Origin of the sequence: Knoellia altitudinis, assembly GCF_042666355.1 — a bacterium.
GTDB classification, from domain to species: Bacteria; Actinomycetota; Actinomycetes; order Actinomycetales; family Dermatophilaceae; genus Knoellia; species Knoellia altitudinis.
On record NZ_JBHTDK010000001.1, the window covers coordinates 1,714,398 to 1,740,352 of the forward strand.

Genomic DNA, 25,955 nt, shown 5'->3' on the forward strand with positions numbered 1-25,955 from the left:
GACCCATGACGGTCACCCATGACCAGGCCGCGTGGTTCACCAAGACCTTCGAGGCGATGGTGAGCAACGTCGACAAGGCCGTGCTCGGCAAGGAGCACGTCATCCGACTGGCCCTCACGTGCATGCTCTCGGAGGGGCACCTGCTCCTCGAGGACTTCCCCGGAACCGGCAAGACGCAGCTCGCCCGTGCGCTGTCGAGCACGGTGCACGGCACCAACAGCCGCATCCAGTTCACGCCCGACCTGCTGCCGAGCGACGTCACCGGTGTGACGATCTATGACCCCAACACCAAGGTGTTCGAGTTCCACAAGGGTCCGATCTTCGCGACGATCGTCCTCGCGGACGAGATCAACCGCGCGTCGCCCAAGACGCAGTCGGCGCTCCTCGAGGTCATGGAGGAGGGCAAGGTCACCGTCGACGGCACCCGCCACGAGGTCGGCGAGCCGTTCATGGTCGTCGCCACCCAGAACCCCATCGAGCAGGCCGGGACCTACCGCCTGCCCGAGGCCCAGCTCGACCGCTTCCTCATGAAGACGACGCTCGGCTACCCCGACCACGAGGCCACCGTGCGGGTGCTGCGTGACGCCAAGACCCGCGACCGCACCAAGGCCCTCGAGCCCGTCGTCACCTCGCAGGTCATCCTCGACATGGCAGAGCTGGCCGACGAGGTCCACGTCGACGACGCGATCCTCGACTACGTCTCGCGCCTGGCCGAGGAGACCCGTCGTCACGTGAGCGTCCGCCTCGGTCTCTCGGTGCGTGGCTGCCTCGCGTTCATCCGTTGCGCCAAGACCTGGGCCATCGGCCAGGGCCGCACCCACGTCATCCCCGACGACATCAAGATGCTCGCCCACCCGGTCCTCAACCACCGCCTGCTCGTGACCGCCGAGGCGCAGTTCGCCGGCATCACGGTCGACCAGGTCATCAACCAGATCCTCGGTGAGGTCGCGCCGCCGACCGAGCGAGTCGCCTGACGATGTCCGACCCGGTGGGGCCCGACGACGAGTCGGCCACGATCCGGCGCTCCGACCTGCGTGGTGGGGCGTCGCGCCCTGCCGCGCCCGCGCAGGACCCGTCGACCCCTGTCGACGGCGACGAGTCCACCGTCTCGCGCTCCTCCCTCAAGGTCCGCCCGGCGCAGCAGCAGCCCAGCCGGCAGCGCTCCTCCGGCGCGACCGCGACCGGCGGGTCCCGGTGGCGCTCGCTCCTTGGCCTCTCCAGGCCCGAGGCCGACACCCAGGACGTGCGCCGCAACGACGTCCCGGGCCGTGGGGCGGGCGGCGCCGGGGGAGCTGGCGCGGCTGGTCGCGTCGGTGGCGTCAGCAACCGCTCGACCCGGCGACGCCCCGAGCTCCCCACGATCACCCTGCCCCGGGTGCAGATCCCGACCGCGATCACCCAGACCGGCGCCCGCATCCTCGACCTCACCGGCGACCGCATCAGGCCGCTCGCCCGGGCCTCCGAGCCGGTGTGGCGCCCGATCTCGCGCGCGCTGGCGTGGGTGTCACCGCTCGGGTGGACCGTCTTCGCCCTGGGTCTGGTCGCCTGGTTCCTGGCGAGCCGCTACGAGTGGACCGAGCTGGCGATGATCGCGGTCGCCTGCCTCGTGCTCTTCCTCGCCTGCGTCGCCCTGGCCATCGGCCATGCCAAGGTCGAGATCCGCACCGACGTCGACCCGACGCGCGTCACCGTCGGCGAGCCCGCCACCGGTCGCATCGAGGTCCGCAACCTCTCCGGGCGCGGCATGCTCCCGCTGCTCGTCGAGCTGCCCGTGGGCCGCTCCGCGGCCCGCTTCACCCTGCCCTCGCTCGGCTCCGGCAAGTCCCACGAGGAGCTCTTCGTCGTCCCGACCGAGCGCCGGGGCGTCATCCAGGTCGGACCCGCGACGACGGTGCACGGCGACCCGCTCGGGCTCGTGCGACGCACCATGGAGTGGACCGAGCAGAGCGAGCTCTTCGTCCACCCCCTGACGACCTCGCTCGAGTCGCTCGGGGCCGGGCTGCTGCGCGACCTCGAGGGCGAGGTGACCCCCGACCTGTCGATGTCCGACCTCGCGTTCCACGCCCTGCGCGAGTACCAGCCGGGCGACGACCGCCGCTACATCCACTGGCGCTCCAGCGCCAAGCACGGCCGCCTCCTCGTGCGGCAGTTCCTCGACACCCGCCGGTCCCACCTCGCGGTCGTCGTCGACACCTCACCCGAGGTCTACACCGGTGAGGACGCGGCCGTGGAGCTCGCGATCTCGTGTGCCGCCTCGCTAGCGGTGCGCTCGATCCTCGACGAGCAGGACACGACGATCGTCTGCAACGACCAGCGCATCTCCCGCTCCACGGCGCCGCTGACCCTCGACACGTTCGCCCGCGCCACCGTCGGGCCCATGGACGTGTTCGCGTCCACCGGTGACGCCGCCGCCCTGGCCCCCGACGCCAGCATCGCGATCCTCGTCACCGGTTCGCACCGTCCCTTCATCCAGGTCCAGCGAGCGCTCGGGCAGTTCGAGGTCGAGGTCATCAAGGTCGCCCTCGTCATCGACCCCGACGCCCAGGTCGGTGTCCGTCGCGCGGGTGGCCTGACGATCCTCACCGTCCGGGAGCTCGCCGACGTCCGACGCGTCCTCTTCAGTGGAGCTCTGGCATGAGCACCCCACGAAGTTCTGCCCACGCAGACCGTGGGACCCGCCCCGCTGCGCTCCTCCAGATACTTCGCAGGGACCCCGCATGAGCATCGACGCCACCGCCAGCCGGCGGTCCCGCGCGGGCGAGCGCGTCACGCGCCAGGCCGCCGACCGTCCTTCGATCTTCGGTATGCCGTCGCGCGACTCGCTCGTCGACCTCGCCTTCGCCCTCGCTCTGGTCACGATCGCCCTCGTGGGCTTCCGGACCGGCTTCATCGGCTGGGAGTGGGTGCTGGCTGCGGGCGCCGGTGTCGTCATCGGCACTCTCGTCGCTCACGTGGCCCACGTGCGGTCGTGGCCTCTCATCATCACGGCCCTCGTCCTCGTCGTCACCCACTTCGTCCTCGGGGGGCCCGTGGCGGTGCGGGGCGACCTCATCGGCGGAGTCCTGCCTTCCGTGCAGACCTTCCAGGACCTCGCCGTCACACCGGTCACCGGATGGAAGGAGTGGCTGACGCTCCTGCCTCCGGTTGACGCGCGCGGGCCGCTCGTGGCGCTGCCGTGGCTCACCGGACTCCTCGGGTCGGCCGCGACCTATGGCGTCGCCCGCCGGTTCGCCAACGTCGGAGCCGCGGCGCTCGCCCCCGTCATCCTGCTCATCGGGAGCATCGCCCTCGGCACGCAGCAACCGGCGGCCAAGCTCGTGCAGGGTGTCCTCTTCGCCCTCGTCCTCATCCTCTGGCTCGTCGCCCGGGCCGCACGCACCCGAGCCGCCATGCAGAACGGCGCGGGGCGCCAGGCACGCACCATCACCAGCGTCGCCCTGCTCGTCGTCGCCGCGCTCGCGGGCTCCTTCCTGGGGCAGTTCCTGCCGGGCACCGACGAGGGGTCCGCTCGCGCCGTCGTCCGCACCGAGCTCACCCCGCCCTACGACGTCGCCCAGTTCACGAGCCCCCTCTCGGGCTTCCGGCGCTACACCGAGCCCAACTCGGCCGACCTCTACGACACCGAGATCCTCAGGGTCACCGGTCTGCCCCAGGGCGCACCCCTGCGCTTCGCCACGCTCGACAACTACGACGGCCTCGTCTGGGGCGCCGCCGACCGGGCGATGGACGGCACGCCCTTCCAGCAGGTGGGTTCGAGAATCGCGCCCCGCAGCACCGGCGATCCGGTGACGGCCACGGTGACCGTCCCGGAGGGCGGCTACCAGGGCGCCTGGCTGCCGATCGCCGGCTCGACGACCGGGGTGCGCTTCACCGGCACCCGCAGCGACGACCTCGCCGACGCCCTGTGGCTCAACACCGCGACCGAGACGGCGGTCGTCCCGGCCCTGGTGCAGCCCGGCGACACCTACAGCTTCGACGCGGTCGTCGACCCCAGGACCTGGTCCGACAAGCTCCCCAAGGAGCTCGACGTCGCGAGCGGCGGCCAGGTCGCCGAGGACACGAGCTTCCTCGACGCCAAGCTCGACGCCTGGACCGGTCAGGCCGGCAGCCCGTGGGAGAAGTTCGCGGCGGTCGCCAAGACGATGACGCAGGACGGCGCCTACACCGACGGTGGCACGGCCAACTCCTACGAGAAGGTCTACCTCCCCGGGCACGCCCTCGGCCGGCTCGGCCGCTTCGTCGGCTCGACCCAGCTCGCCGGCAACGACGAGCAGTACGCCGCGACCCTCGCCCTCGCCGGCAACCGGCTCGGCATCCCGACCCGAGTCGTCATGGGGGCGATTCCCGCCTCCGACGGGGCCGTCAAGGGCAAGGACGTGCACGCCTGGGTCGAGGTCCAGGAGGACAACGGCACGTGGCACGCCCTGCTGCCCTCGACCTTCCTGCCCGACCGCAACAAGAAGCCGAACGAGCAGCAGCTCAAGTCCGAGGAGCAGAAGGTCGGCGCCCAAGTGCCGCCGCCCGCAGGGGTGAACCCCCCGTCGGTGCTGCAGGGGCCGGACCAGGCGCAGAACGCCACGGACATCAAGAAGAAGAAGCGCAACCCGCTCGACATCAGCGCCTGGCCGCTCTGGCTCAAGCTCCTCGTCCTCGCACTGGTGCTGCCCCTCCTCCTGGCGCTGACGGCATACGTCGTCATCCGCTGGCTCAAATCTCGCCGACGGCGCCGGCACGCGAGCACCGGCCCCACCCCGTCCCGCGCGGCGTGGGTCTGGCGCGACCTCGTCACCGACGCGCGCAGCCTGGGCATCGTCGTGCCGCGGGGCGCCACCCGGCTCGAGCAGGCGACCGCCTTCCCCGAGAGCGTGGCGGCGGAGCCCATCGCGACCGGTGCCAACCTGGCCGTCTTCGGTCCCGGTGATCCCGAGCCCGAGGTCGCGACCGCCCTGCTCGCCGACGCCGACCTCGTCCGGCGCGAGCTGCGGGGGTCGGTCTCGAGGTGGCGCCGGGTGCGTTCCGACTTCGACCTCCGCCCCCTCCTCGAGCGGGACCGGCGCAAGCGCACGGACGGGCGGCGACTGCCGACCCTGCCCTCGATCCGCCGCGCCCGCGGAGCGGAAGGCACCGCGTGAGACTCTCGCGCCGTCCGACCGGCTCGACCCGTGCGCAGCGCAAGATGCGCCGCGGGCCGAGCGGACGCCGTGCCCGGATCGCGTCGACCCTCGTCGTCGTGCTGGCGGCGGGGACCCTGGGCTACGCCGCCGTGACGTCCCAAGGGGCCACGGTGCACGAGGCCGACGTCGGTGACGGTGGCGTCTGGATCACCTCCGACGTCCAGGCCAAGTTCGGTCGGCTCAACAAGGCGGCGTCGCAGCTCGACGCCGGTGTCGCGGCCGACGTCGCACCGGGCTCCGGCATCGACGTCCTCCAGGACGGTGCCGCAGTCATCGCGTGGTCCAAGGCGACCGCCCAGCTGCAGCCGATCGACGTGCGGACGGCCCTGTTCCGTGAGGAGACCGCGACGGCACCAGGCGTCCCCGCGCGCGAGCCCGGTCGCATCGCAGCGACCCTCGTCGACCTGCGTGGCGGCACCGTCGCCGCCGTCGATCCCAAGACCGGCAAGGTCTGGGCCCAGCGCGTCGACCCCCGCGGCGGCATCGACAACCTCGCCGGCCTCGGCACGGGCGCCAAGCCGTTGGCCACCGTCGGCGCCGACGCGGTCCTCGCCGTCGGTGAAGACGGTGCCATCCACGTCGCCTCCGGTGGCAAGGGCACGGTGACGACGATTCGCCCGGCCGGTCGCGCCTTCACCAAGCCCGTCACCGAGAAGAGCGGTGCCACTGGCAGCCTCCTGCAGGTGACGGCCATGGGCCCGGCCTGGGCCATCTATGACCCCGAGCACGATGCCGTGCACAGCAGCGGTCGGACCGAGGGCGTTCCGGCCGGTTTCGCTGCGGCACCGGGCGAGCGAGCGAATGCCGCGGTGCAGCTCCCCGGTCCGCGCGCCGAAGCGGTGGCCGTGTCCGCGGGATCCGGGCTGCGGATGGTCCGCCTCGACGGCGCCGCACCGACCGGCGGCATCGAGATCGCCGAACAGGTCAACCGCAGTGGCGGCGTCCCGCTACCGGCGCACCCCGTCGTCCTGGCCGGCTGCGTCCACGGCGCCTGGTCCGAGGTGGGCAAGGTCTTCTACGCCGCCAACTGCGGACGCGAGCAGCCGGTCCCGACGGGGACCATCGACAACGTCAGCGAGACCCCCCTGCGCGACGGGGTCGCCTTCCGCGTCAACCGTGGCGTCCTCGTCCTCAACGACCTCGACAACGGCTCGGCCTGGGACGTCCAGCGCAACCAGCAGAAGATCGACAACTGGGACGCCCTCATCCCGCCACCGCAGCGCGACGAGGACAACAAGAAGAAGGACAAGAACCTCGTCGACGACGCCGTCGCGCAGCAGCCGCCGACGGCGAAGCCGGACAACCTGACCGTCCGACCGGGGCGCACGAGCAAGCTCCACGTCCTCGACAACGACACCGACGCGGCGGGTTCCGTCCTCGCCATCGACCCGCGTGACGTGAGCGCGACGTCCAACCAGGACATCCGCGCATCGGTCTCGGCCGACGGCCAGAGCATCGACGTCACCGTTCCCGCCGACGCGACTGCTCCCTTCCAGTTCACCTATCTCGTCGGCAACGGCAAGGTCAAGGCCAAGGCGCGCGCGGCGGTCAAGGTGAGCATCGCCCAGCAGAGCACCAACAACGCCCCCTTCCTCCGTGAGGGGCAGGCCAAGCTGGCCAGGACGGCATACCCCGTCCTGGCCGGCAAGCGCCTCGCGGTCCCGGTCATCGCCGACTGGCGCGACCCCGAGTCCGACCCGGTCATCGCCACGGTCGAGGACGACTCGCTGAGCATCGACGGTCAGGGACGTCTCGCCTACCTCGCGCCACCGACGGCCGGCAAGGCGCAGATCGGCTACGTCACCGACGACGGCCGGGGTGGCCGCACCAAGGGCACGGTCCCCGTCGAGGTGATCGCCCTCACCGAGACCCGGGCCCGACCGCCGGTGACCCAGCCCGACGTCATCCGCGGAGTCGTCGGCAAGTCGCTGCAGATCGAGCCCCTCGGCAACGACATCGCCGGAGCCGACCCGAGCGACCCCGACGACCCGATGCACCTTGCCGGCGAGGTCCGGGCGACGGGCGCCCTCGTCGTCGACACCAACCTCGACACCAACCTCGTCACCATCACCCCCTCGGGCCCGGGCACCTTCGAGCTCTCCTACGGCGCGCAGGTCGGTGGCGGCGTCACTCCGGGCCGCATCCGCGTCGACGTCATCGAGGCGGCGGACCCGGACGCGCCCCCCGTGGCCGTCGGTGACACCGCGACGCTGCGCGACCAGTCGCCGACGCTCATCGACCCGCTCGCCAACGACTACAGCCCACGCGCCGACGTCCTCGTCACCCAGGGCGCGACCGGGGCGAGCGGCGACGACTCGTGGCTCCAGGCCTCGATCTACCAAGGCCGCTGGATCCGGGTGGTCGCGCTCGAGCCCGCGGGTGCTGCCGCCGACGCGACGCGTCGTGGCACCCTGCGCTACACCGTGAGCGACGGGTCCAAGCGCGCGACCGGTGAGGTCACCGTGACCCAGAAGCCGGCGCTCGACCTCAACCCGGTGGTCGAGGACGACAAGGCGGTCGTGCGTGAGGGCGACACCGTCGCTGTGCCGGTGCTCGACAACGACACGATGGCGGACGGCATACCGCTCAAGATCGACCCCAACAGCGTCAAGGTCCTGGGCGAGGGCGTCGAGCAGACCGCGTTCGCCTCCGGCAACGTCGTGCGCTTCGTCCCGTGGGCCAAGGGGCTCAAGACCGAGCAGCCGGTCACCGTGGAGTACGCCGCCTATCCGGAGGGTATGCCGCAGCGCGCCCAGACGGGCCGCATCACCATCCGCGTCACCCCGCTCCCGACGACGGCCGCCCCCAACCAGGTGCCCGTGGCACGCAGCTTCTCGTCGTCCGTGACGGCTGGAGACCCGCTCACGATCACGGTGCCCACGTCGGGGGTCGACCCCGACGGTGACACCGTCGGTGTCACCGGGGTCGTCGGCACCGACGGCGGGCCGGTCAACCTCAGCCTCGGACGCGTGGTCTCCACCGGGCCGTCGACGATCCGCTACGAGTCCTTCCCGACGGCGTCCGGCACCGAGGTCATCAACTACGAGGTCGTCGACCGCTTCGGTGGCGTCAGCAGGGCGTTCGTCCGCATCGGCGTCGTCGCTCCGGGTGATGCGCAGCCACCGGTGGCCATCGACGACTCGGTGACCGCCGCGCCCGGCAAGACCGTCACGGTGCCGGTGACGGCCAACGACCTCATCGCCCGCGGTGACTCGGTCGAGCTCGAGCACGAGGAGCTCAACCCGGACTCGGAGAAGTCCCAGTGGAAGGTCGATGGCGACGAGCAGACCGTGTCGACCAAGGTCCCGGAGGAGGGCGCCCCGGTCCACGACTTCGTCTATGGCATCACCAACGGCCTCTTCGACCCGTCCCGCGCGAGCCTCCTCGTGCGTGGCCAGCAGGACTGGGTCAACCCACCGACGGCCACCGACGACGTCGCCAAGCCCAAGCAGGGCGAGCTCGCCACGATCGTCGACGCGCTGGCCAACGACACTGACATCGACTCGGACCCGGGGACGCTGCGGATCGTCGACGTCCTCTCGCCGAACGCCAAGCTCCAGGGTGGCAAGGTCTCGGTCACGGTCCTCGACCACCCGCACACCGTGCCCTACGTCATCGAGGACGAGGACGAGGCCCGGGCGATGGCCGTCATCCATGTCCCACGAGGGTCGGGCGGCACACCCTTCGTCGTCGAGGGCGCCCTCATCGAGATGGACAAGGACGCGACCAGGACGGTCGCGCTCGGGGACTACGTGAAGTCGCCGCAAGCCCGCACCCTGGGCATCACGTCCGCCAGCACCATCTCGACCGCGCCCTCGCGCAACCTGCGCCTCACCGCCGACAGCGACGGCAACCTCACGCTGACGTCGTCCGGGGGCTACGTCGGGCCGGCGTCGGTGATGTTCGAGGTCACCGACCAGATGACCGACGACCAGAAGGACGTCCACACCGCCTACGTCTCGGTGCCCGTGCAGATCGGACCCAGGGTCCCGCTCCTGCGCTGCCCGGCCGCTGCCGTGACCGTCCTTGCGGGTGGTCTGCCTCGGTCGCTCGACCTCCCCACGCTGTGCCGGGTCTGGCTGCCGGTGGGCATGTCCATGGACGACATCGTCTTCACCTCCGACTGGGAGCGCGAGGCGTCCGACGTCCGCCTCGAGCGCAGCGGCACGGGCGAGCGCATCCTCACGGTGAGTGCTGGCTCGGATGCCCGGTCGGGCAAGGGCGTGCTCCGCGTGGGTGTCGAGGGGTCCGACATCGCGGCCAAGGTCAACGTCACCGTCGTGGGTCGGCCACCCGAGCAGGTCAGCGCCGCTGAGCCGGTCGTCGCCCCGATTCCCCCGCCACGGCTGCGTCCGATCTCCGTCAACGGGCTCCAGGAGGGTGAGAGCCAGGAGGTCGACGTCCGCTCCTACCTCGATTCACCGCTCCAGGACGCCAAGTGCTCCGTCGACGCCGCGTCGGTGACGAGTGGTCAGGGACTCACCGTGACCCGCAGCGGGTGCACCCTCACCGTGTCCGCCGGGCCGAAGCCAAGTCCGAGTGGTCGCATCATCATCAGCGTGTCCGACGCACCGGGACGCACCGCCAACGGTGCCGTCAACGTCACGATGCTCGGTCGACCGGGCGCCCCGACGGCGGTTGCGGCACAGGCGGATCGCGATGCGGGTGGCCGGGCCCGAGTGAGCTGGTCAGCACCGGCATACGACGGTGGCGCGCCCATCCGCACCTACACCGCGAAGTGGACCGGGGGGTCCTCGGGCACCCAGGACTGCACGGCGTCGCCCTGCACCATCGCCGGCCTCACCAACGGCAAGGACTACTTCTTCACCGTCACCGCGACCAACGTCGTCGGCGAGGGCGACCCGGGTGGACCCAGCACCGCTGCTCGTCCGGACACCAAGCCGGGGGCGGTGTCGGGCGTGACGATGGCCGGCCGTGACGACGGCTCGCTGACGATCCGGTGGACCCCGCCCGAGAACAAGGGATCACCCGTCTCCAAGTACCTCGTGCGGCTCATCCCCGACGGCGGTGGTGCAGCCCGCACCGCAGAGGTGGCGGCGCCCGCCACCACGACCACGGTGACCGGTCTCAACAACATGGCCCAGTACTCCGTGGCCGCCCAGGCCTACAACGAGGCGGGCCCTGGACCGTTCGGCCCGGCGGTGACGATGCAGTCGGCCGGCACGCCGCTCCCGCCGGCGAGCCTCAAGGCGACGCCCGACGGCCCGGGGGCCAACAAGGACCTCGCGGCGATCACCCTCGACTGGAACGCCACGTCGCCCAACGGGCCACCGACGAAGAGCTTCACCGTCAAGCGACGAGTCAACGGGGGCGCGTGGGCGGTCCTCAGGACGACACCCGCCACCACGACGTCGGCGACCGACCAGGTCACCTATGACGGGCGCACCTACGACTACGTCGTGACCCAGACCAACGGCGCCGACAAGGAGTCACCCAACAGCAACGTCGAGTCGTTCACCTCGATCGGCATCCCGTCCGACCCCGAGGTCACGGCCGCGACGCCGACCAACGACGAGCGGGCCCGGCTCACCGTCAACCTCGGCCAGCCTCGCGCCGGTGGCTTCCAGTCGGTGCAGTGGGCGTCGTCCGACGGCCGCAGCGGCACGTACTCCTGCGGGTCCTGCCCCGCGGGCGGCACGGTGACGATCACGACCAGTCAGCTGCGCACGGTGGACCAGTCGTTCACCGTGACGACCAGCAACGGGACGCGCACGTCCAACCCGGCGCGCAGCAACTCGGTCCAGCCCTACGGAGCCACTCCCCAGCCCACTGAGAACGGCGGGTCGACGTCGGGGCAGAGCGTGACCTACAACTGGAACCTCCCGACCAACGGCCGCCCCATCACCCGGGTGCGCGTCACAGGTGCTGCCTCGCACGACGGGGGTCCGATCACCTCGATCTCCGCGAGCGGCGGCTGGGCGCAGGACCTCACCATCCGCATCACCGCCTTCTCCGAGGGCGGAGAGTCACCGACCCTGACCATGACCCGCAGGACCGACAACCCGCCACCGCCACCGAAGCCCCAGGTGACGAACCTTCGTCCTGGCGCGAACTACATCGACTCCGATGGTGTGGGGTCATGCCGCGTCTCCCCGGGTTGTCCGCGGGTCAGGTTCGACTACTCCCAGTTCCCGTCCGGCGGAGGCTCCTACACCTGTGAGGACGGACGGTCTGCCCTCGGCCCGTACTCGTTCACGAGCACCGGCAGCGGGACGGTCGAAGGATGGTGCATCTTCGCCCAGAACAGCAACAACCGGATCCGGATCGTCGCGACCGTGAATGGGCAGACCGGCACGTCAGACTGGGTGAACTGGTAGCCATGGCTCGATTCGCGGGGGGAGTGCTCCCCATCCCCCGACGCCGCACCGCGTGGGATGCTTCGTCGGAGGGAAGGGGACACTCATCGACGCCGGTGAGTGAGGCAAGGTCATGAAACGGACAACACGCCGGGTCGCGGGGACGCCGCGCGGACGCCGAGGGGTCGCCTCCGTCGGTGTCGTCGCCATCGCTGCCTCGATGCTGGCGTATGCCGCCGTGACCAGCCAGGGCTCCACCGTCCACGAGGCCGAGGTCGGCGACGGCGGTGTCTGGGTCTCGTCCTCGGCGCAGGCCAAGTTCGGCCGGCTCAACACCCAGGCCCGCCAGCTCGACGCCGGAGTCTCGACCGCGCTCGCGGACGGGTCCAAGGTCGACATCCTCCAGGACGGCGCAGCCGTCGTCGGCATCGCCACCGGCAACACGCTCCTGCCCATCGACGTCCGCACGGCGACCTCCGAGGAGTCCGGCGCCTCCGCCCCGGTGCGGCCCTCGAGCGACGCCGGCATCTTCGCCCCACCGACCGTCGACCTGCGCGGTGGGACCATCGCCACCGTCGACCCCAGGACTGGCAAGGTCTGGGCCCAGCGCGTCGACACCCGTGACGGGATCGACTCGCTCCAGGCCATCAGCTCGACCTCCAAGCCGCTGGCCACGATAGGCGGCAACGCCTCCGTGGCCGTCGACCTCTCCGGCACCGTCATCGCCGCCTCCGGCTCGACCGGCCGGGTCGTCACCATCACACCCCGCGGCCAAGAGCTCGCCAAGCCCGTCACCGTCACGACGGGCGTGCGGGCTCCACTCCTCGACATCACGGCGGTGGGGGACACCTGGGTGCTCTACGACCCTACAAAGGACGAGCTCCACGTCGAGGGACGTGACGAGCCGGTGAGTGCGGGTGCAGCGCTCGGTGACGGTCCGGCATACGCCGCACTGCAGCAGCCCGGACCGCCCGCCGACTCGGTGGTCGTCGCCAACATCGCCGCCGCCCGACCCGTGAAGCTCAGCGGGGGTGACGGGGTCGGGGGCGTCCAGATCCAGGAGCAGGCCAACCGCTCCGTCGAGCCACCGCTCGTGACCCGGCCCGTCGTCCTGCGTGGCTGCCTCCATGCGGCCTGGGCCGAGACGGGCAACGTCTTCTATGGCGCCAACTGCGGTCGCGTCGACGCGGTGGCGGCCGGGACGCTCGCCGGTGGCGGCAAGGCCGTCGTCCGTGACGGGGTCGCCCTGCGCGTCAACCGCGGTCACATCGTCCTCAACCAGCTCGACACCGGTGACGTCTGGGACCTCGACTCGACGAAGCAGAAGATCGACAACTGGGACGCGCTCATCCCGCCGACCAAGAAGGACGACGACAACGACAAGAAGGACGAGAACGTCGTCGACGACCAGCAGGTGAGCCAGCCGCCCAAGGCGATGCCCGACAACCTGCGCGTCCGACCGGGTCGCACGAGCAAGATCCACCCGCTCGACAACGACACCGACGCCAAGGGCTCCATCCTCGCGATCGACCCCAAGGACCTCACGGCGCCGAGCGCCTCCGACGTGTCCGCCACCGTGTCCAGCGACGGGCAGACGGTCGACGTCAACGTCCCGGCCACCCCGTCCGCGTCGACGATCACGTTCTCCTACAAGGTGAGCAACGGCAAGGCCAAGGAGAAGGGCACCGCCAAGGTCGTCCTCACGGTCGTCGGTGACGAGGTCAACACCCCGCCGAAGCTGCGTGAGGGCGGAGCCCAGCTCGCCAGGACGACCTACCCCGTGGTCTCGGGTGGTCGCGTCGCCGCCTCCGTCCTCGGTGACTGGCGCGACGGTGAGAACGACCCGCTGACCGTGGACTCGGTCGACCCGACGAGCGTCATCGACGGGCAGAGCCGGATCGGGGTCACGGCGCCGGTCAAGCCCGGACCCGCCACGGTGGCCTACGCGGTCAACGACGGCCGCCAGAGCACCAAGGGCGAGGTCAACCTCACCGTCCTCGACCTCGCGCAGCCCAACGCCGTGCCGCCCAAGACCCAGCCGGACGTCGTCCGTGCCGTCCTCGGCAAGCCGGTGCAGCTCGAGCCGCTCGGCAACGACATCCCGGGCGCCGACCCCGGCGACCCCGACGCGCGCATGCGGCTCGCGGGCGAGGTCGCCGCGTCGGGGCCGCTCGACGTCGACTCCAACCTCACGACCGGCGTCGTCACCATCACCCCCAACGGGCTGGGGACGACCGAGCTGGCGTATGCCGCGCAGTCCGGTGGCACCGTGGCTCCCGGCCGGATCCGCATCGACGTCGTGCAGCCCGCCGACCCGGAGGCGCCCCCGGTGGCCGTGCCGGACGGTGCGACGCTGCGCGACCAGTCACCGACGATCGTCGACGTCCTCGCCAACGACTACAGCCCTCGGGCCGACGTCGTCGTCACCCAGAGCGCCAAGGTGGACGGCGACAACACGTGGCTGCGGCCGACGATCTACCAGGGTCGGTGGGTGCGCATCGAGGCCCTCGAACCGTCGCCGATCAGTGGCGAGGGCAGCCGCCAGGGCACGGTCGAGTACGTCATCAGCGACGGCGTCAAGCGCACGACCGGACGCATCAACGTCGTCCAGCGCCCACCCCTGCCCGGCGCGTCCCCGACGGTGGAGGACGACCGTTCCACGGTGCGCGAGGGCGACAGCGTCTCGGTCAGCGTGCTCGACAACGACACGATGGCTGACGGCATCCCGTTGGTCCTCGACCCCGGCAGCGTCAAGGTCATCAGCGGCGGCGAGCCGCGGGCGTTCGCCTCCGGCAACCTCATCCGCTACGTGCCCGAGCTCAAGGCCCTCAAGGCGCCCAAGGACGTGGTCATCGAGTACGCCGCGTATGCCGAGGGCTCGCCCGAACGTGCCAAGACCGGTCGTCTCACGGTCACCGTCAACCCCCTCCCGACCAGGGCGTCGCCCAACCAGGCGCCCGTCGCGCGCAGCTTCTCCGGGTCCGTGACCGCTGGCGAGTCGGTCACCCTGACGATCCCGTCCACCGGCGTCGACCCCGACGGTGACACGGTGACGATGCGCGGGATCGTCGGCAAGGACGCGGACGCCCTCGACCTCACCTTCGGTCGGGTCGTGTCCGTCGGTCCGTCGACGATCCGCTACGAGGGCTACCCCAACGCCGCAGGCACCGAGCTCATCCGCTACGAGGTCCAGGACCGCTTCGGCGCGACGAGCCAGGCGTTCGTCCGGGTGGGTGTGGTCCGCCCCGGCGACCCGCAGCCCCCCGTCGCCGTCGAGGACGAGGTCGTCGCCGCCCCGGGCAAGCGCGTCACCGCCCACGTGCTGCGCAACGACCTCATCGCCCGCGGTGACGCCGTGCGCATGGACTACAAGGACCTCAACCTCGGCGACGTCCAGAAGCAGTGGACCGTCGACGAGGACGACAGCACCATCACGACGGTCGCGCCGCAGCCCGACGCCCCGACGCACGAGTTCGTCTACGGCATCGACAACGGCATCTTCGACCCGTCGCGCACGACCGTCCTCGTGCGTGGCGTCAAGGGACACATCAACCCGCCGATCGCCCAGGACGACGTCGCCAAGGCCACCCCGGGTGAGCCGACGTCGCTCGTGGACGTGCTCGCCAACGACACCGACATCGACTCCGACCCGGCCACCCTCAAGATCGTCGAGGTGCTCTCTCCGCAGGGCAGGATCGAGGACGGCAAGGTCCGCGTCACCCTGCTCGACCACCCGCAGACCGTGCCCTACGTCATCGAGGACGACGACCAGGCCCGCGCCCTCGCGCTCATCTATGTCCCCTCCGGCAGCAACGCGGCCCCGTTCGTCGTCGAGGGCACCCTCATCGAGATGGACAAGGACTCGACCAAGACGGTCAAGCTGTCCGACCACGTGAAGTCCCCCCGCGGCAAGGCCATCAGCATCACCGCGGCAGCGACCGTCTCGGCCTCGCCCGCGCAGGCGGTCTCGGCCTCCGCCGAGGGACGCGACGAGATCACCCTCGCCTCGCGCGGTGGCTACATCGGCCCCGGGGCGCTCATGCTCGAGGTGAGCGACCAGGAGAACGCCGACGACAAGGACGCGCGGACGGCATACGTGTCGATCCCCGTCCAGGTCGGACCCAAGGTGCCGCTGCTGCGCTGCCCGGACGCGCCGCTGGTCCTGGCCGCCGGCGGCCGCGCGCGCGAGGTCGACATCCCCACCTACTGCCGCGCCTGGCTGCCCGTCGGCATGAACCTCGACGAGGTCCGCTTCGAGGCGAAGTGGGACCCGCAGGCCAAGGGCGCCGACCTCGAGCAGGCCGAGACCGGCGGTCGGCTCGTGACGTTGAAGGCCGACGAGCGTGCCCCGTCCGGGACCGGTTCGGTCACCGTGACGTCGGACGGTATGCCGCCCGTGAAGTTCCCGGTGCGCGTCCTCGGCCGCCCGGGCGACTCCGAGGCCGAGCGTGCCGCTGCCGAGGCAGCTGCCGCAGCTGGTGGCGCGGCCGCTGCCGCCGCGGCTGCGCTCGGCCCGCCGCGCATGCGTCCGATCAGGGTCGACGGCCTCAACGAGGGTGAGTCGGAGTCGATCGAGGTGAGTCGCTATCTCGACTCGCCGCTCGAGAAGCCGTCCTGCTCCATCGAGGCCGCAGCGCTCGAGAGCGGCACCGGCATCGAGGTCTCCCGCAGCGGCTGCACCCTGACGCTGCGTGCCACGTCACAGCCGAGCCCCACCGCCACCATCTCGCTCTCGGTCTCCGACGGCCCCGGCCGACGGGCCGCGGGGCGCGTCACCGTGACGATGCGCGGCAAGCCGATCGCGCCGACCGGGGTGAGTGCCGTCGCCGACCGCATCGCCGGCGGTCAGGCTCGGGTGTCGTGGGTGGCGCCCAGCTATGACGGTGGCGTCACCATCTCCCGCTACACCGTCAGGTGGACCGGTGGCAGCTCGGGGACGCTCGACTGCACGTCATCGCCGTGCACGGTCACCGGCCTGACCAACGGCAAGGACTACACCTTCACCGTCATGGCCAGGAACGCGATCGGTGACAGCCCGCCGAGCGCGCCGAGCAACGTCGTCCGTCCCGACACCAAGCCCGAGGCGACCTCCGGCGTGCGGATGGTCTCCCGCGGTGACGGGACTCTCAACATCGCCTGGTCGCCTGCCCCCAACAAGGGGTCCGCGATCAGCAAGTACGTCGTCCGCCTCATCCCGACGAGCTCGGGCTCCGCGCCGCGCACCGTCCAGGTGGCCGGTGGTGCGACGAGCGCGACGGCCGGTGGGCTCACCAACAACACGCCGTACTCCGTCGCCGTCCAGGCCTGGAACGGCGCGGGCGCCGGACCCTTCGGACCCGCCGTCCAGATGCAGTCCGCGGGCACCCCGTCAGCCGTGACCGGGATCAACGGCGCCACCCGCGGTCCGGGCGCCGGGTTCGACTCCGAGTCGATCACGGTGTCGTGGAACCAGCAGACCGACCCCAACGGTCCTCCGCTCAAGCACTACACGATCTATCGCAACGTGGAAGGGGGTGGCTGGACGCAGATCGGACGGGTCGGTGCCCAGACCCGCACCCTGGCCGACAGCATCCCCTACGACGGTCGTCGCTACGGCTACACCGTCACCGCGACCAACGGCGCCGACCTCGAGTCCCCCAAGGGCGACACGTGGACCTACACCTCGATCGGCGTCCCGTCCGACCCCAGCGTGCAGGCGGAGACCCCGCGTGCCGACAAGTCCGTCGTCGTCCACGTGCAGGTCGGCCAGCCACGCGCGGGTGCCTTCCAGGCCATCCGCTGGCGCGGGGGCGGCAAGTCGGGCACGCACTCGTGCGGGTGCTCGCCGGGCTCGACCGTGACGTTCACCGTGCCCAACATGGGCATCGACCCGCTGACGATCAAGGCCAAGACGGTCAACACCGGTGGCCGCGAGTCCAGCGAGGCGACGAGCGGGCAGGTCCAGCCCTACGGCCCGACCCTGGCACCCAACAACCTCACCGCCGAGGTCAACGGACGCACGATCGTCTGGCGCTGGGACCTGCGCACCAACGGTCGTCCCATCGACAACGTGCAGATCCGGACGTTCGACGGTCGTGGCTGGCGCGCGCCGGACAACCGGCAGAGCCACAGCCAGACCTTCGGCTACTCGGAGACCCACAAGCTCGAGGTCCGGGCGCACGCGACCCCGACGAGCTGGAGCGATGCCGCCGGACCCCGCGAGGCGAGGACCATTGACGAGCCCTTCAACCCCGAGATCACCGGCTCCAGCGAGAAGCGCGGCTGTTCGGGCCCGAGCGGTCAGCCTTGCGTCCAGTTCTCCGTGAGCGGTTTCAAGCCCGGCACCTACAACGTGATCTTCAACCACAGCTCAGAGCCGGGGAACTTCGACACGGCAACGCCCCTGCAGGTGGGCCCGGGTGGCAACGGAACGTGGGACGGCTACTACTACGTCCGCAAGTACGGCACCGCGCTCAACATCAGGTTCATCGGTCAGGGCAAGGACTTCAGGCTGTCGACAAGGTGGTAGCCCGGGCGTTCCTCCGGCAGATCACCCGATGATCGCGAGGATGTCGCCCTCCTGGACGACGTCACCGACCTCGACCTTGACCTCCGAGACGGTGCCAGCCTGCTCGGTGAGGACGGGGATCTCCATCTTCATCGACTCGAGCAGCGCGATCTCGGCGCCCACCTCGACGGGGTCACCCACGCGAACTGCGATGGACAGGACATTGGCGACGAGGTCGGAGACGACGTGGTGCGGCATACCCGCGACCGTATCCACTACGCACCGGTAACCCTTCCTTGCGCCGCCCACTCGCAGCCGTTTCGCAGATCGCAGACGGCAACGTCGTCGACTCCGTCGTGCAGGGCAACGTCTTCAGCCGGGAGGCCGTTCACTACGAGACGAGCAACAAGGCCTGCTGAGTCCACGACCGCGCAGTGGTGAGCAGTCGGCATACCCGGAAAGGACCGGTCGTATGCCGTCCGCTCACGTTGGCAGGGTGAGCGACGACCCGTGCGCGTCGGGTTATCCCGAACGCGCCGAGGCTATGTGTCTGGGGGCGCCACACCTACCCCTGACTGCCGTGCCATCGCCATGCTGACGCCATCGGAGTCCTCCGAACTCGCTCGCGAAAGGGCCAGTCATGCGCCTCACTATGCGCTCCCGTCTCGTGGTCGCCGCAACCGCGGCGGCGCTCGTCACGTCCACGTTCGGAGCCGCCTCCGTCCCGGCGTCGGCCTCCCCCGACCCACGCGAGCGCACGGCGCCTGCAGGGTCCACCGTCGCCGGGCGACCACAGCAGGTGCCCAACGACGGTCAGGTCGCCGTCCCCAGCGACGATCGCAACAAGGTCCTGGGTTCGGGTCACCGCACCTCGGGCGACACGGCGTGGACCACCTCGGGCGACGGCAAGGGGTTCCACGTCCTGGCGGCCGACGCCAAGGACGGTTATGCCTGGCGCACCCTGGCGACCCTGGCCGAGCCGGGGGTCGAGGCCGACGCCTGGATCGGCAACGCCTGCATGACCGGTGACGCCCGTTCCATCGTCGTCACCTATGCGCCCCGAGTGGCGACCAACAAGGCTGAGCTCTTCGACCGCGGCGGGTTCGTCGCCGTCGTGCGGCTGAGCGACGGCGCCGTGACCAAGCTTCCGGTGACCAGCTCGCTCGCCTACTTCTCACCGTCGTGCGGCACCGGGTCCACTGCCCTGGTCACCCAGTTCCGCGAGGACGCGAAGGACGGGGCCGGGTCCACCGGCGGCCAGACCCGGGTCCTGAAGATCGACGCGCGCACGGGCAAGGTGGCAGCGCCGGTGCAGGTGCCCGGCGAGCTCACCTCGGCCGTCCCCGTGGGCAACGCCATCGTCGCGGCAGATGCCAATGCGCTCGTCAGCGTCGACGCCAAGGGGACCCGCCGCATCGTCGCGGTCGGCCGCAGCGGTCCGTTCCAGCTCACCCCGGACGCCGACGGGGGCGTGGTCTTCCTCGACCGGCAGGACGCGACGGCCACCTACCACCGGGTCTCCGCCGCCGGACTGGCGGGCAAGCGGGTCGTCCCAGCGGTGCTCGCGAGCGGTCCGCTGGACAAGGTCGGGATCACGCGCACGCCGTCCGGCAGGGTGTTCCTCACGGGCGAGGTGACCCCCGAGGTCGCCCTGCCGTCCGGCATCTCGAAGCTCGAGGGCAGCACCTCACGCACCACCGTCTCGAGCACCGGCGCGCTGAACATCGACTCGGTCCAGGCCTCCGGGAAGTCACCCCGGGGCAGCGGAGACGACCCGACCCAGCTCCAGCGTCCGGTGCAGATCCGCACCACCGTCCGGGTGACCGGAGCCCGGCCGACCTTCGTCGTCACCCCGTCCTCGCGCACCACCATCGCGGCGGAGAAGCCGCACCCCGCTCTGCGCGTCAGGGCCGCGGACGACACGTCCGGTGCCAGGATCATGGCGGCCGGCTCGCCGACCGACCCGGTCGAGGCGGAGCGCTACTGCTCCGTCGCGCGCAACGACGTCCGCAACCAGGCCATGCAGCCCAAGCCCCGACAGGTCGAGTGGGCGGTCAACCAGGCGGTGAGCGGGACGCTCACCACCTCGCGGCCGGCCAACTGGAAGAACCTCGGTATGGCTGCATACACCCCGCAGGGCATCTTCCCGCCGCGAACCCTGTCCGGGGGTGGCGCAGTGCCCTCGCAGGTCTTCCTGGCGATCATCGCCCAGGAGTCGAACATGTGGATGGCCCCCGGCAGCGTCATTCCGGGCGTCACGGGCAACCCGCTCATCGGCAACTACTACGGGCTCCAGATCTACGACTCGTCCTCGGCCAATGACTGGGACATCGACTTCACCGACGCCGACTGTGGCTACGGAGTCACCCAGATCACCGACGGCATGCGGCTTGCCGGCCGGACCAAGCCCGGCGAGACCGCGCTGCCCTACAACACCCAGCGAGCTGCCGGCCTCGACTTCGCCGCGAACGTCGCCGGCGGGCTGCGAATCCTCCAGGACAAGTGGAACCAGACCCGCGCCGCCGGGCTCACCATCAACAACGGTGACGTCTCCAAGATCGAGAACTGGTTCTATGCCGTGTGGGCCTACAACTCCGGCTTCTACCCCCAGTCGACCGCGTCGGCCAACGGTGGCGCCTGGGGTGTGGGCTGGCTCAACAACCCGGCCAACCCGAAGTACCCCGCGAACCGCCAGCCCTTCCTCGAGTACACCTATGAGGACGCGCGCAACCCGCAGCAGTGGCCCTACCCCGAGAAGGTCATGGGATGGGCCGGTCACCCCGTCGAGATCCTCGAGTCGCCCGGAACGCTGGTCGCCGGCTACCGCTCGGCATGGTGGAACGGCGACGAGACCTCGGGCCCGGCCAACCGGGCGGCCGTCAAGCCGCCGGTCACCCAGTTCTGCACGAGCGCCAACAACTGCGTCCCCGGAGCGAAGTACACCCCGAACGCGCCCGAGGTCCTGGGTGAGCCGGCCGGCCCATGTGCTCACAAGAACAGTGCGGGACAGTACGACCTCAAGTGCTGGGCCCACTCGGCGAGCACGTGGAAGTCGGACTGCAGCTACAGCTGCGGCAACGCCCTGCTGCGCTTCAGCCCGGGCTACGCCTACCAGGAGGACGGCACGGCCTACCCGCCGAACTGTGGCCTCACCGGGCTTCCCTCGGGCGCGCTCGTCATCGACGACCAGGCCGACTCCGTGCCGATCGTGAGGCCGGGCTGTGCTCGTCCGCACACCAACCAGGGCACCTTCTCGCTGAACTTCGCGGCCGACGCGAACGGCGAGTACCCGTCCAAGACAGACCTGCAGCAGCTCGGTGCCGGGTTCAGCGGCCACTTCTGGTACGCCCACACCCGCACCCCCAACCTGCGTGGCGGGTCGATGAACGTCACCGGCACCTGGACGCTCAACCGCTCCCTCACCCAGTGGGCCCGCGTCTTCGTCCACATGCCCGACCACGGTGCGCATACGCAGCAGGCCCGCTACGAGGTGGACCTGGGCAACGGCACGCGCACCCGGGTCCTCCTCCAGCGCACGATGGCCAACAAGTGGGTGTCCCTGGGCTCGTTCCCCTTCAGCGGCACGCCCAAAGTGCGCCTCGTGAGCAACACCTACGACGGCGATGACGGCGTCAAGCCGATCGAGAACGAGGACATCGCGTTCGACGCGGTCGCCTTCCAGCCCCTGTCCGCGAAGCCGTCGAACATCGTCGTCTCGATGGGTGACTCCTACTCCTCGGGCGAGGGTGGGTCGTCCGTGGACGGTGCGAACTACTACACCGACAGCGACAACAACGGCAGCGACCCCCAGTCGCAGAACGCCTGCCATCGCTCCACCCAGACGTGGTCCCGCCGGGCCACCATCGCCGGGACCTCCGGCACCATCGGAGCGCTCAGCGATGCACGGAGCTCGCAGGTCGAGCACCACCTCATCGCCTGCTCCGGGGCGCAGTCGGAGCAGCTCCTCCCGTATCACACGGCGGGCGCGACGAAGCCGACGAACGCCTGGGGCCAGACCGGTCGCGGTCAGTACGGCGAGCTCTCCCAGCTGGACAAGGGTTTCCTCGATGCCGACACGACCCTGGTCACGTTCTCCATCGGAGGCAACGACTCGAGGTTCGCGGACGTCATCGCCGAGTGCATCTTCCTGGCGGGCCTGAAGCTGTGCCAGGACGCGCAGCTGCCCGACAGCACGGTGCCGGCCGGTGAGGAGATCCCCGCGCTCATCAAGGGCAAGGTGGAGGACTCGCTGGTCACGGTGCTCGCCGAGGTGCGCAAGAAGGCGCCCAACGCCAAGGTCCTGCTCATGGGCTACCCGAAGCTCTTCGAGGGCGACGGACAGTGCGTGGTCGGCGTGGGGACGGGTGAGGCGCCCTGGCTGAACTCGATGGGTGACCTGCTGCTCGTGCACATGCAGGAAGCCGTCGACCGAGCCAACGCCGCCGCGGGCAAGACCTTTGTCCGGTTCTCGAACCCGAGCGTGCCCTTCGCCGGGAAGGCCGTCTGCGGCAACCCCGAGACGGTGCACGGAATCGTCGCCCCGTGGAACAAGACCCCCGGCGAGTCCTCGGGTGCGAGTCCCTCGCAGCAGTCGTTCCACCCCAAGATCGACGGGCACGGCCACTACGCCACGTCGATGAACACGACGCTGCGGCTGCTGGGTCTGTAGTGGGTCGACCCGACCGGGCGCACCATCGGACGCCGGCCACGAGCACGCCGCTCGTGGCCGGCGTCGCCGTGCTCGCGCTCCTCGTCCTGACCGGGTGCACGAGCACACGGGAGCAGGCCCGGGAGGGGTCGGTCACGAGGGTGCGCGCCATGGCCGAGACGCTTCGCGAGGACCTGGCCGGTGCCGGTCGCGGCAGCTCCGGGGAGGCCCAGCTCGAGGCGGTGCGAGCGGCCCTCCCGGACCTGCCGCTCACGCCCCGGCCCGACGGTGAGGGTGTGACTGTCACCGGGGCGATGACCGCCACCTCTGAGACGGGGGGCGGACTGTCGTACGAGAGCTTCGTCGCTCGCCTCTGCCTCTCCTACCGCATCGCGCCAGGCTCGGGGGAGACCGAGGTGGCCGATGCCCCGTGCCCTGCGGACCTGGCTGCCGTGGCGCCCGCGGACGAGACCGTCCGCCTCAGGGAGTGACGCTCAACGGCGCCGGTATGCCGCCCGCGTGCGTCCCAGGGGCCGTTCCTCGGTTCGTCCGGGTCGCGAGGAGGCCATTACCGTGGTGGGTCGAATTGCCCGGAAACGCCCCCAGCACGAAGGACTCACCATGGACTGCCGCTCCTGCGGAGCCGACCTGCACCACGACGCCGCCTACTGCCAGCGCTGCGGCACGCGGGTCGAGCTCGGGTCGGTCCTCGGTGTCGGGACGGACCTGCCCTCGGTGCCGGGCCTCTCGAGGACGGCAGCCCTCCCGCGGCAGCAGTCGGCTCCTCCATCGGAGCAGGCTGCCCGGCCGGCCCAGGCAGAGCCCTTCTCCACGCCCACCACCGGACACTCGCGCGGCTCGGTCCTCGCGATGGTCGCGACGTTCGTGGTGCTGACGCTCATCGGCACGTTCGCGCTGACTCGCCTGTTCGGTTCGGGCGCACCGGAGCCGTCGGTGGCCGTGGGCGCCACGCCCTCCGCAACCTCCAGGCAAGAGGGCCGGGGCCCTTCCGCCACATCTCCTGTCGCCCCCGACGCACGTCCGTCGACGACCCGGACTCCATTTCCTCCTGAGAGGTCCTCAGCACCGGGCGTGGACCTCCCTGCCGCGGCACGGAGCTGCTCCGTGAGTGGGAGCGACGCCGTCGCCCAGGCCTACGCCGCGACCGACCGGACCTCGTGCGAGTTCGCTGCCTCGGTCCGCGACGCCTACCGCACGGCGGGAACACCCGAAGGTGCGACGACCCTTCGCGCCTGGAGCCCGGTCACCGAGAAGTGGTACTCCCTCTCCTGCGACGGCGGGGCACCCGTGCGCTGCACCTCGACGACCGACGCGGTCGTCCTCCTCGCCCCCTGAGCCCGGCGCAGGGTCGGGCGACCCGATGAACGGCCGCTCGACCCGACCTGGCAGGTCGGGTCGAGCGGGACGAACTCGGGTCGAGTGAGGAGAGCGGTCAGCGCTCCTCGGTGCCGGCGATGAACGCCTCGAGCTTCTCGCGACCCAGGTCGTCGGGACGCTGCTCCGGCGGGGACTTCATGAGGTAGGACGACGCGGACAGCAGGGCGCCACCGACGCCGCGGTCCTTGGCGATCTTCGCCGCACGGATGGCGTCGATGATGATGCCGGCCGAGTTGGGGGAGTCCCAGACCTCGAGCTTGTACTCGAGGTTCAGCGGCACGTCACCGAAGGCGCGACCCTCGAGACGCACGTAGGCCCACTTGCGGTCGTCGAGCCACGCGACGTAGTCCGACGGGCCGATGTGCACGTTGCGGCTGTCGGTCAGACCGGCGAGCGAACCGGTGAGGTTCGACGTGACCGCCTGCGTCTTGGAGACCTTCTTGGACTCGAGGCGCTCGCGCTCGAGCATGTTCTTGAAGTCCATGTTGCCGCCGACGTTGAGCTGGTAGGTGCGGTCGAGCGTGACGCCGCGGTCCTCGAAGAGCTTGGCCATGACGCGGTGGGTGATGGTCGCGCCGACCTGGCTCTTGATGTCGTCGCCGATGACCGGGACGCCGGCGTCCTCGAACTTCTTGGCCCACTCGGGGTCGGAGGCGATGAAGACGGGCAGGGCGTTGACGAACGCGACCTTGGCGTCGATGGCGCACTGCGCATAGAACTTGTCGGCCTGCTCGGAGCCGACCGGGAGGTAGGACACGAGCACGTCGACCTTGGCGTCCTTGAGGGCCTGGACGACGTCGACCGGGTCGGCGCCCGACAGCTCGATGGTCTGGGCGTAGTACTTGCCGATGCCGTCGAGGGTGTGACCCCGCTGGACCTCGACACCCGTGGTGGGGACGTCGGCGATCTTGATGGTGTTGTTCTCGGAGGCGTTGATCGCCTCGGCGAGGTCCTTGCCGACCTTCTTGTCGTCGACGTCGAACGCCGCGACGAACTCGACGTCCTTGACGTGGTACTCGCCGAACTCGACGTGCATGAGACCGGGCACCGCGGCGGTGGGGTCTGCGTCCTTGTAGTACTCGACTCCCTGTACGAGGCTGCTCGCACAGTTGCCGACGCCGACGATGGCGACGCGAATCGAACCCATGGTGGTGTTCTCCTTCTTCTTGGGTGGCCGTCAATCGGCGTATGCCGTGTGGCTCGGTTGGTCTTGCTGTCCAGCTGGTCCGTGACCGGTCTAGGGCTGCGGGCCCGGGTCTGTGGGGTGCCGTCGCTCGGCGTCGATGAGCTCGGTGAGCCAGCGCACCTCGCGTTCGGTGCCCTCCTCGCCGTGGCGCTGGAGGGCGGCGGTCCAGGAGTCCAGGCGCTCACGGCTCCGACTGGAGTTGGACCGGACGATCTCGAGCTGCTCCTCGACCCGCGAGCGACGCCCCTCGAGGATGCGGAGGCGGACGTCGGCCTCGGTCCGGGCGAAGAAGGCCAGGCGCACCCCGAAGCCGTCGTCCTCGTAGGCCGCGGTGTCGATGCGTCGGGCGGCGTCCTCGAACGTCTCCTTGCCGGCAGCGGTGATCTCGTAGACGATCCGGTTGCGTCCCGCGGACTTGCCCGCGGTCACGGGCTTGCCCGCAGCGGTCGACTGGGCGATGAGGCCGCGGTCGAGCAGTCCGGACAGGGCCGGGTAGAGCGTCCCGTAGGACAACGCGCGGAAGGCGCCGAGGGCGTCGTTGAGGCGCTGACGCAGCTGGTAGCCGTGGGCAGGGCCTTCGTGGAGGAGGCCGAGGAGCGCGAAGTCGAGCAGCTCGGATCGCTTGCTCATGCTGGGCACCTCCTGCTCACGTCGCGTCACAGATGGTGACAAACTCCGACCTTGTCAGCAGGACTGTACCCGATGGTTATATCGCCGCGATACATCCACCGCACCCATGGCACAT

At 70.6% G+C, this 25,955-nt stretch carries 12 protein-coding genes; 9 read left to right on the top strand and 3 right to left on the bottom strand.

The annotated features are described in order from the left end of the window. The first annotated feature begins 5 nt into the window (after positions 1-5). From ACFQW8_RS08085 to ACFQW8_RS08105, 5 genes are all read left to right on the top strand, one after another. Entirely contained in the window at positions 6-974 is a 969-nt protein-coding gene (locus ACFQW8_RS08085) for an AAA family ATPase (protein WP_009776996.1), read from the top strand. A gap of 2 nt (positions 975-976) precedes the next feature. Further along, complete coding sequence (locus tag ACFQW8_RS08090; RefSeq protein WP_380086484.1) at positions 977-2,638, top strand: DUF58 domain-containing protein; 1,662 nt, start codon at positions 977-979, stop codon at positions 2,636-2,638. Positions 2,639-2,717: 79 nt separating this feature from the next. After that, a complete protein-coding gene (locus ACFQW8_RS08095; protein ID WP_380086485.1) occupies positions 2,718-5,132 on the top strand; it encodes a transglutaminase domain-containing protein in 2,415 nt (804 codons plus the stop codon). After that, positions 5,129-11,512, top strand: a complete 6,384-nt coding sequence (locus ACFQW8_RS08100; RefSeq protein ID WP_380086486.1) for an Ig-like domain-containing protein — start codon at positions 5,129-5,131, stop codon at positions 11,510-11,512. Before ACFQW8_RS08095 ends, ACFQW8_RS08100 begins: the two co-directional genes overlap by 4 nt. A 112-nt stretch (positions 11,513-11,624) precedes the next feature. Beyond that, positions 11,625-17,999, top strand: a complete 6,375-nt coding sequence (locus ACFQW8_RS08105) for an Ig-like domain-containing protein (protein WP_380086487.1) — start codon at positions 11,625-11,627, stop codon at positions 17,997-17,999. A gap of 21 nt (positions 18,000-18,020) precedes the next feature. On the opposite strand, the gene ACFQW8_RS08110 is transcribed toward ACFQW8_RS08105, so the two are convergent. Further along, the gene (locus tag ACFQW8_RS08110) at positions 18,021-18,236 is read right to left on the bottom strand and encodes a biotin/lipoyl-binding carrier protein (protein ID WP_380086488.1); all 216 of its coding nucleotides are present in this window, start codon (positions 18,234-18,236) and stop codon (positions 18,021-18,023) included. Between the two features lie 38 nt (positions 18,237-18,274). Here ACFQW8_RS08110 and ACFQW8_RS08115 point away from each other — a divergent pair, with 38 nt between their 5' ends. From ACFQW8_RS08115 to ACFQW8_RS08130, 4 genes are all read left to right on the top strand, one after another. Continuing rightward, positions 18,275-18,397 (top strand): hypothetical protein, encoded by a 123-nt coding sequence (locus ACFQW8_RS08115; RefSeq protein ID WP_380086489.1) that lies wholly within the window; start codon positions 18,275-18,277, stop codon positions 18,395-18,397. A 221-nt stretch (positions 18,398-18,618) separates the two neighbouring features. Next, positions 18,619-22,647 (top strand): golvesin C-terminal-like domain-containing protein, encoded by a 4,029-nt coding sequence (locus ACFQW8_RS08120; protein WP_380086490.1) that lies wholly within the window; start codon positions 18,619-18,621, stop codon positions 22,645-22,647. Next, on the top strand, positions 22,647-23,117 hold the full coding sequence (locus ACFQW8_RS08125; protein WP_380086491.1) for a hypothetical protein: 471 nt from the start codon (positions 22,647-22,649) through the stop codon (positions 23,115-23,117). The genes ACFQW8_RS08120 and ACFQW8_RS08125 overlap by 1 nt, the downstream gene beginning before the upstream one ends. Before the next feature lie 130 nt (positions 23,118-23,247). Beyond that, positions 23,248-23,982, top strand: coding sequence for a hypothetical protein (locus ACFQW8_RS08130; protein WP_380086492.1), 735 nt, complete (start codon positions 23,248-23,250; stop codon positions 23,980-23,982). Positions 23,983-24,079: 97 nt separating this feature from the next. On the opposite strand, the gene ACFQW8_RS08135 is transcribed toward ACFQW8_RS08130, so the two are convergent. Beyond that, a complete protein-coding gene (locus tag ACFQW8_RS08135; RefSeq protein ID WP_380086493.1) occupies positions 24,080-25,171 on the bottom strand; it encodes an inositol-3-phosphate synthase in 1,092 nt (363 codons plus the stop codon). Positions 25,172-25,261: 90 nt separating this feature from the next. Continuing rightward, complete coding sequence (locus ACFQW8_RS08140) at positions 25,262-25,840, bottom strand: PadR family transcriptional regulator (RefSeq protein WP_380086494.1); 579 nt, start codon at positions 25,838-25,840, stop codon at positions 25,262-25,264. Between the last annotated feature and the right edge of the window lie 115 nt (positions 25,841-25,955).

What these genes read in the sequence shown, in the direction of transcription:
- ACFQW8_RS08085 (WP_009776996.1), top strand. Translation starts at nt 6, where the DNA reads ATGACGGTCACCCATGACCAGGCCGCGTGGTTCACCAAGACCTTCGAG.
- ACFQW8_RS08090 (WP_380086484.1), top strand. Translation starts at nt 977, where the DNA reads ATGTCCGACCCGGTGGGGCCCGACGACGAGTCGGCCACGATCCGGCGC.
- ACFQW8_RS08095 (WP_380086485.1), top strand. Translation starts at nt 2,718, where the DNA reads ATGAGCATCGACGCCACCGCCAGCCGGCGGTCCCGCGCGGGCGAGCGC.
- ACFQW8_RS08105 (WP_380086487.1), top strand. Translation starts at nt 11,625, where the DNA reads ATGAAACGGACAACACGCCGGGTCGCGGGGACGCCGCGCGGACGCCGA.
- ACFQW8_RS08110 (WP_380086488.1), bottom strand. Translation starts at nt 18,236, where the DNA reads ATGCCGCACCACGTCGTCTCCGACCTCGTCGCCAATGTCCTGTCCATC.
- ACFQW8_RS08120 (WP_380086490.1), top strand. Translation starts at nt 18,619, where the DNA reads ATGCGCCTCACTATGCGCTCCCGTCTCGTGGTCGCCGCAACCGCGGCG.
- ACFQW8_RS08130 (WP_380086492.1), top strand. Translation starts at nt 23,248, where the DNA reads ATGGACTGCCGCTCCTGCGGAGCCGACCTGCACCACGACGCCGCCTAC.
- ACFQW8_RS08135 (WP_380086493.1), bottom strand. Translation starts at nt 25,171, where the DNA reads ATGGGTTCGATTCGCGTCGCCATCGTCGGCGTCGGCAACTGTGCGAGC.
- ACFQW8_RS08140 (WP_380086494.1), bottom strand. Translation starts at nt 25,840, where the DNA reads ATGAGCAAGCGATCCGAGCTGCTCGACTTCGCGCTCCTCGGCCTCCTC.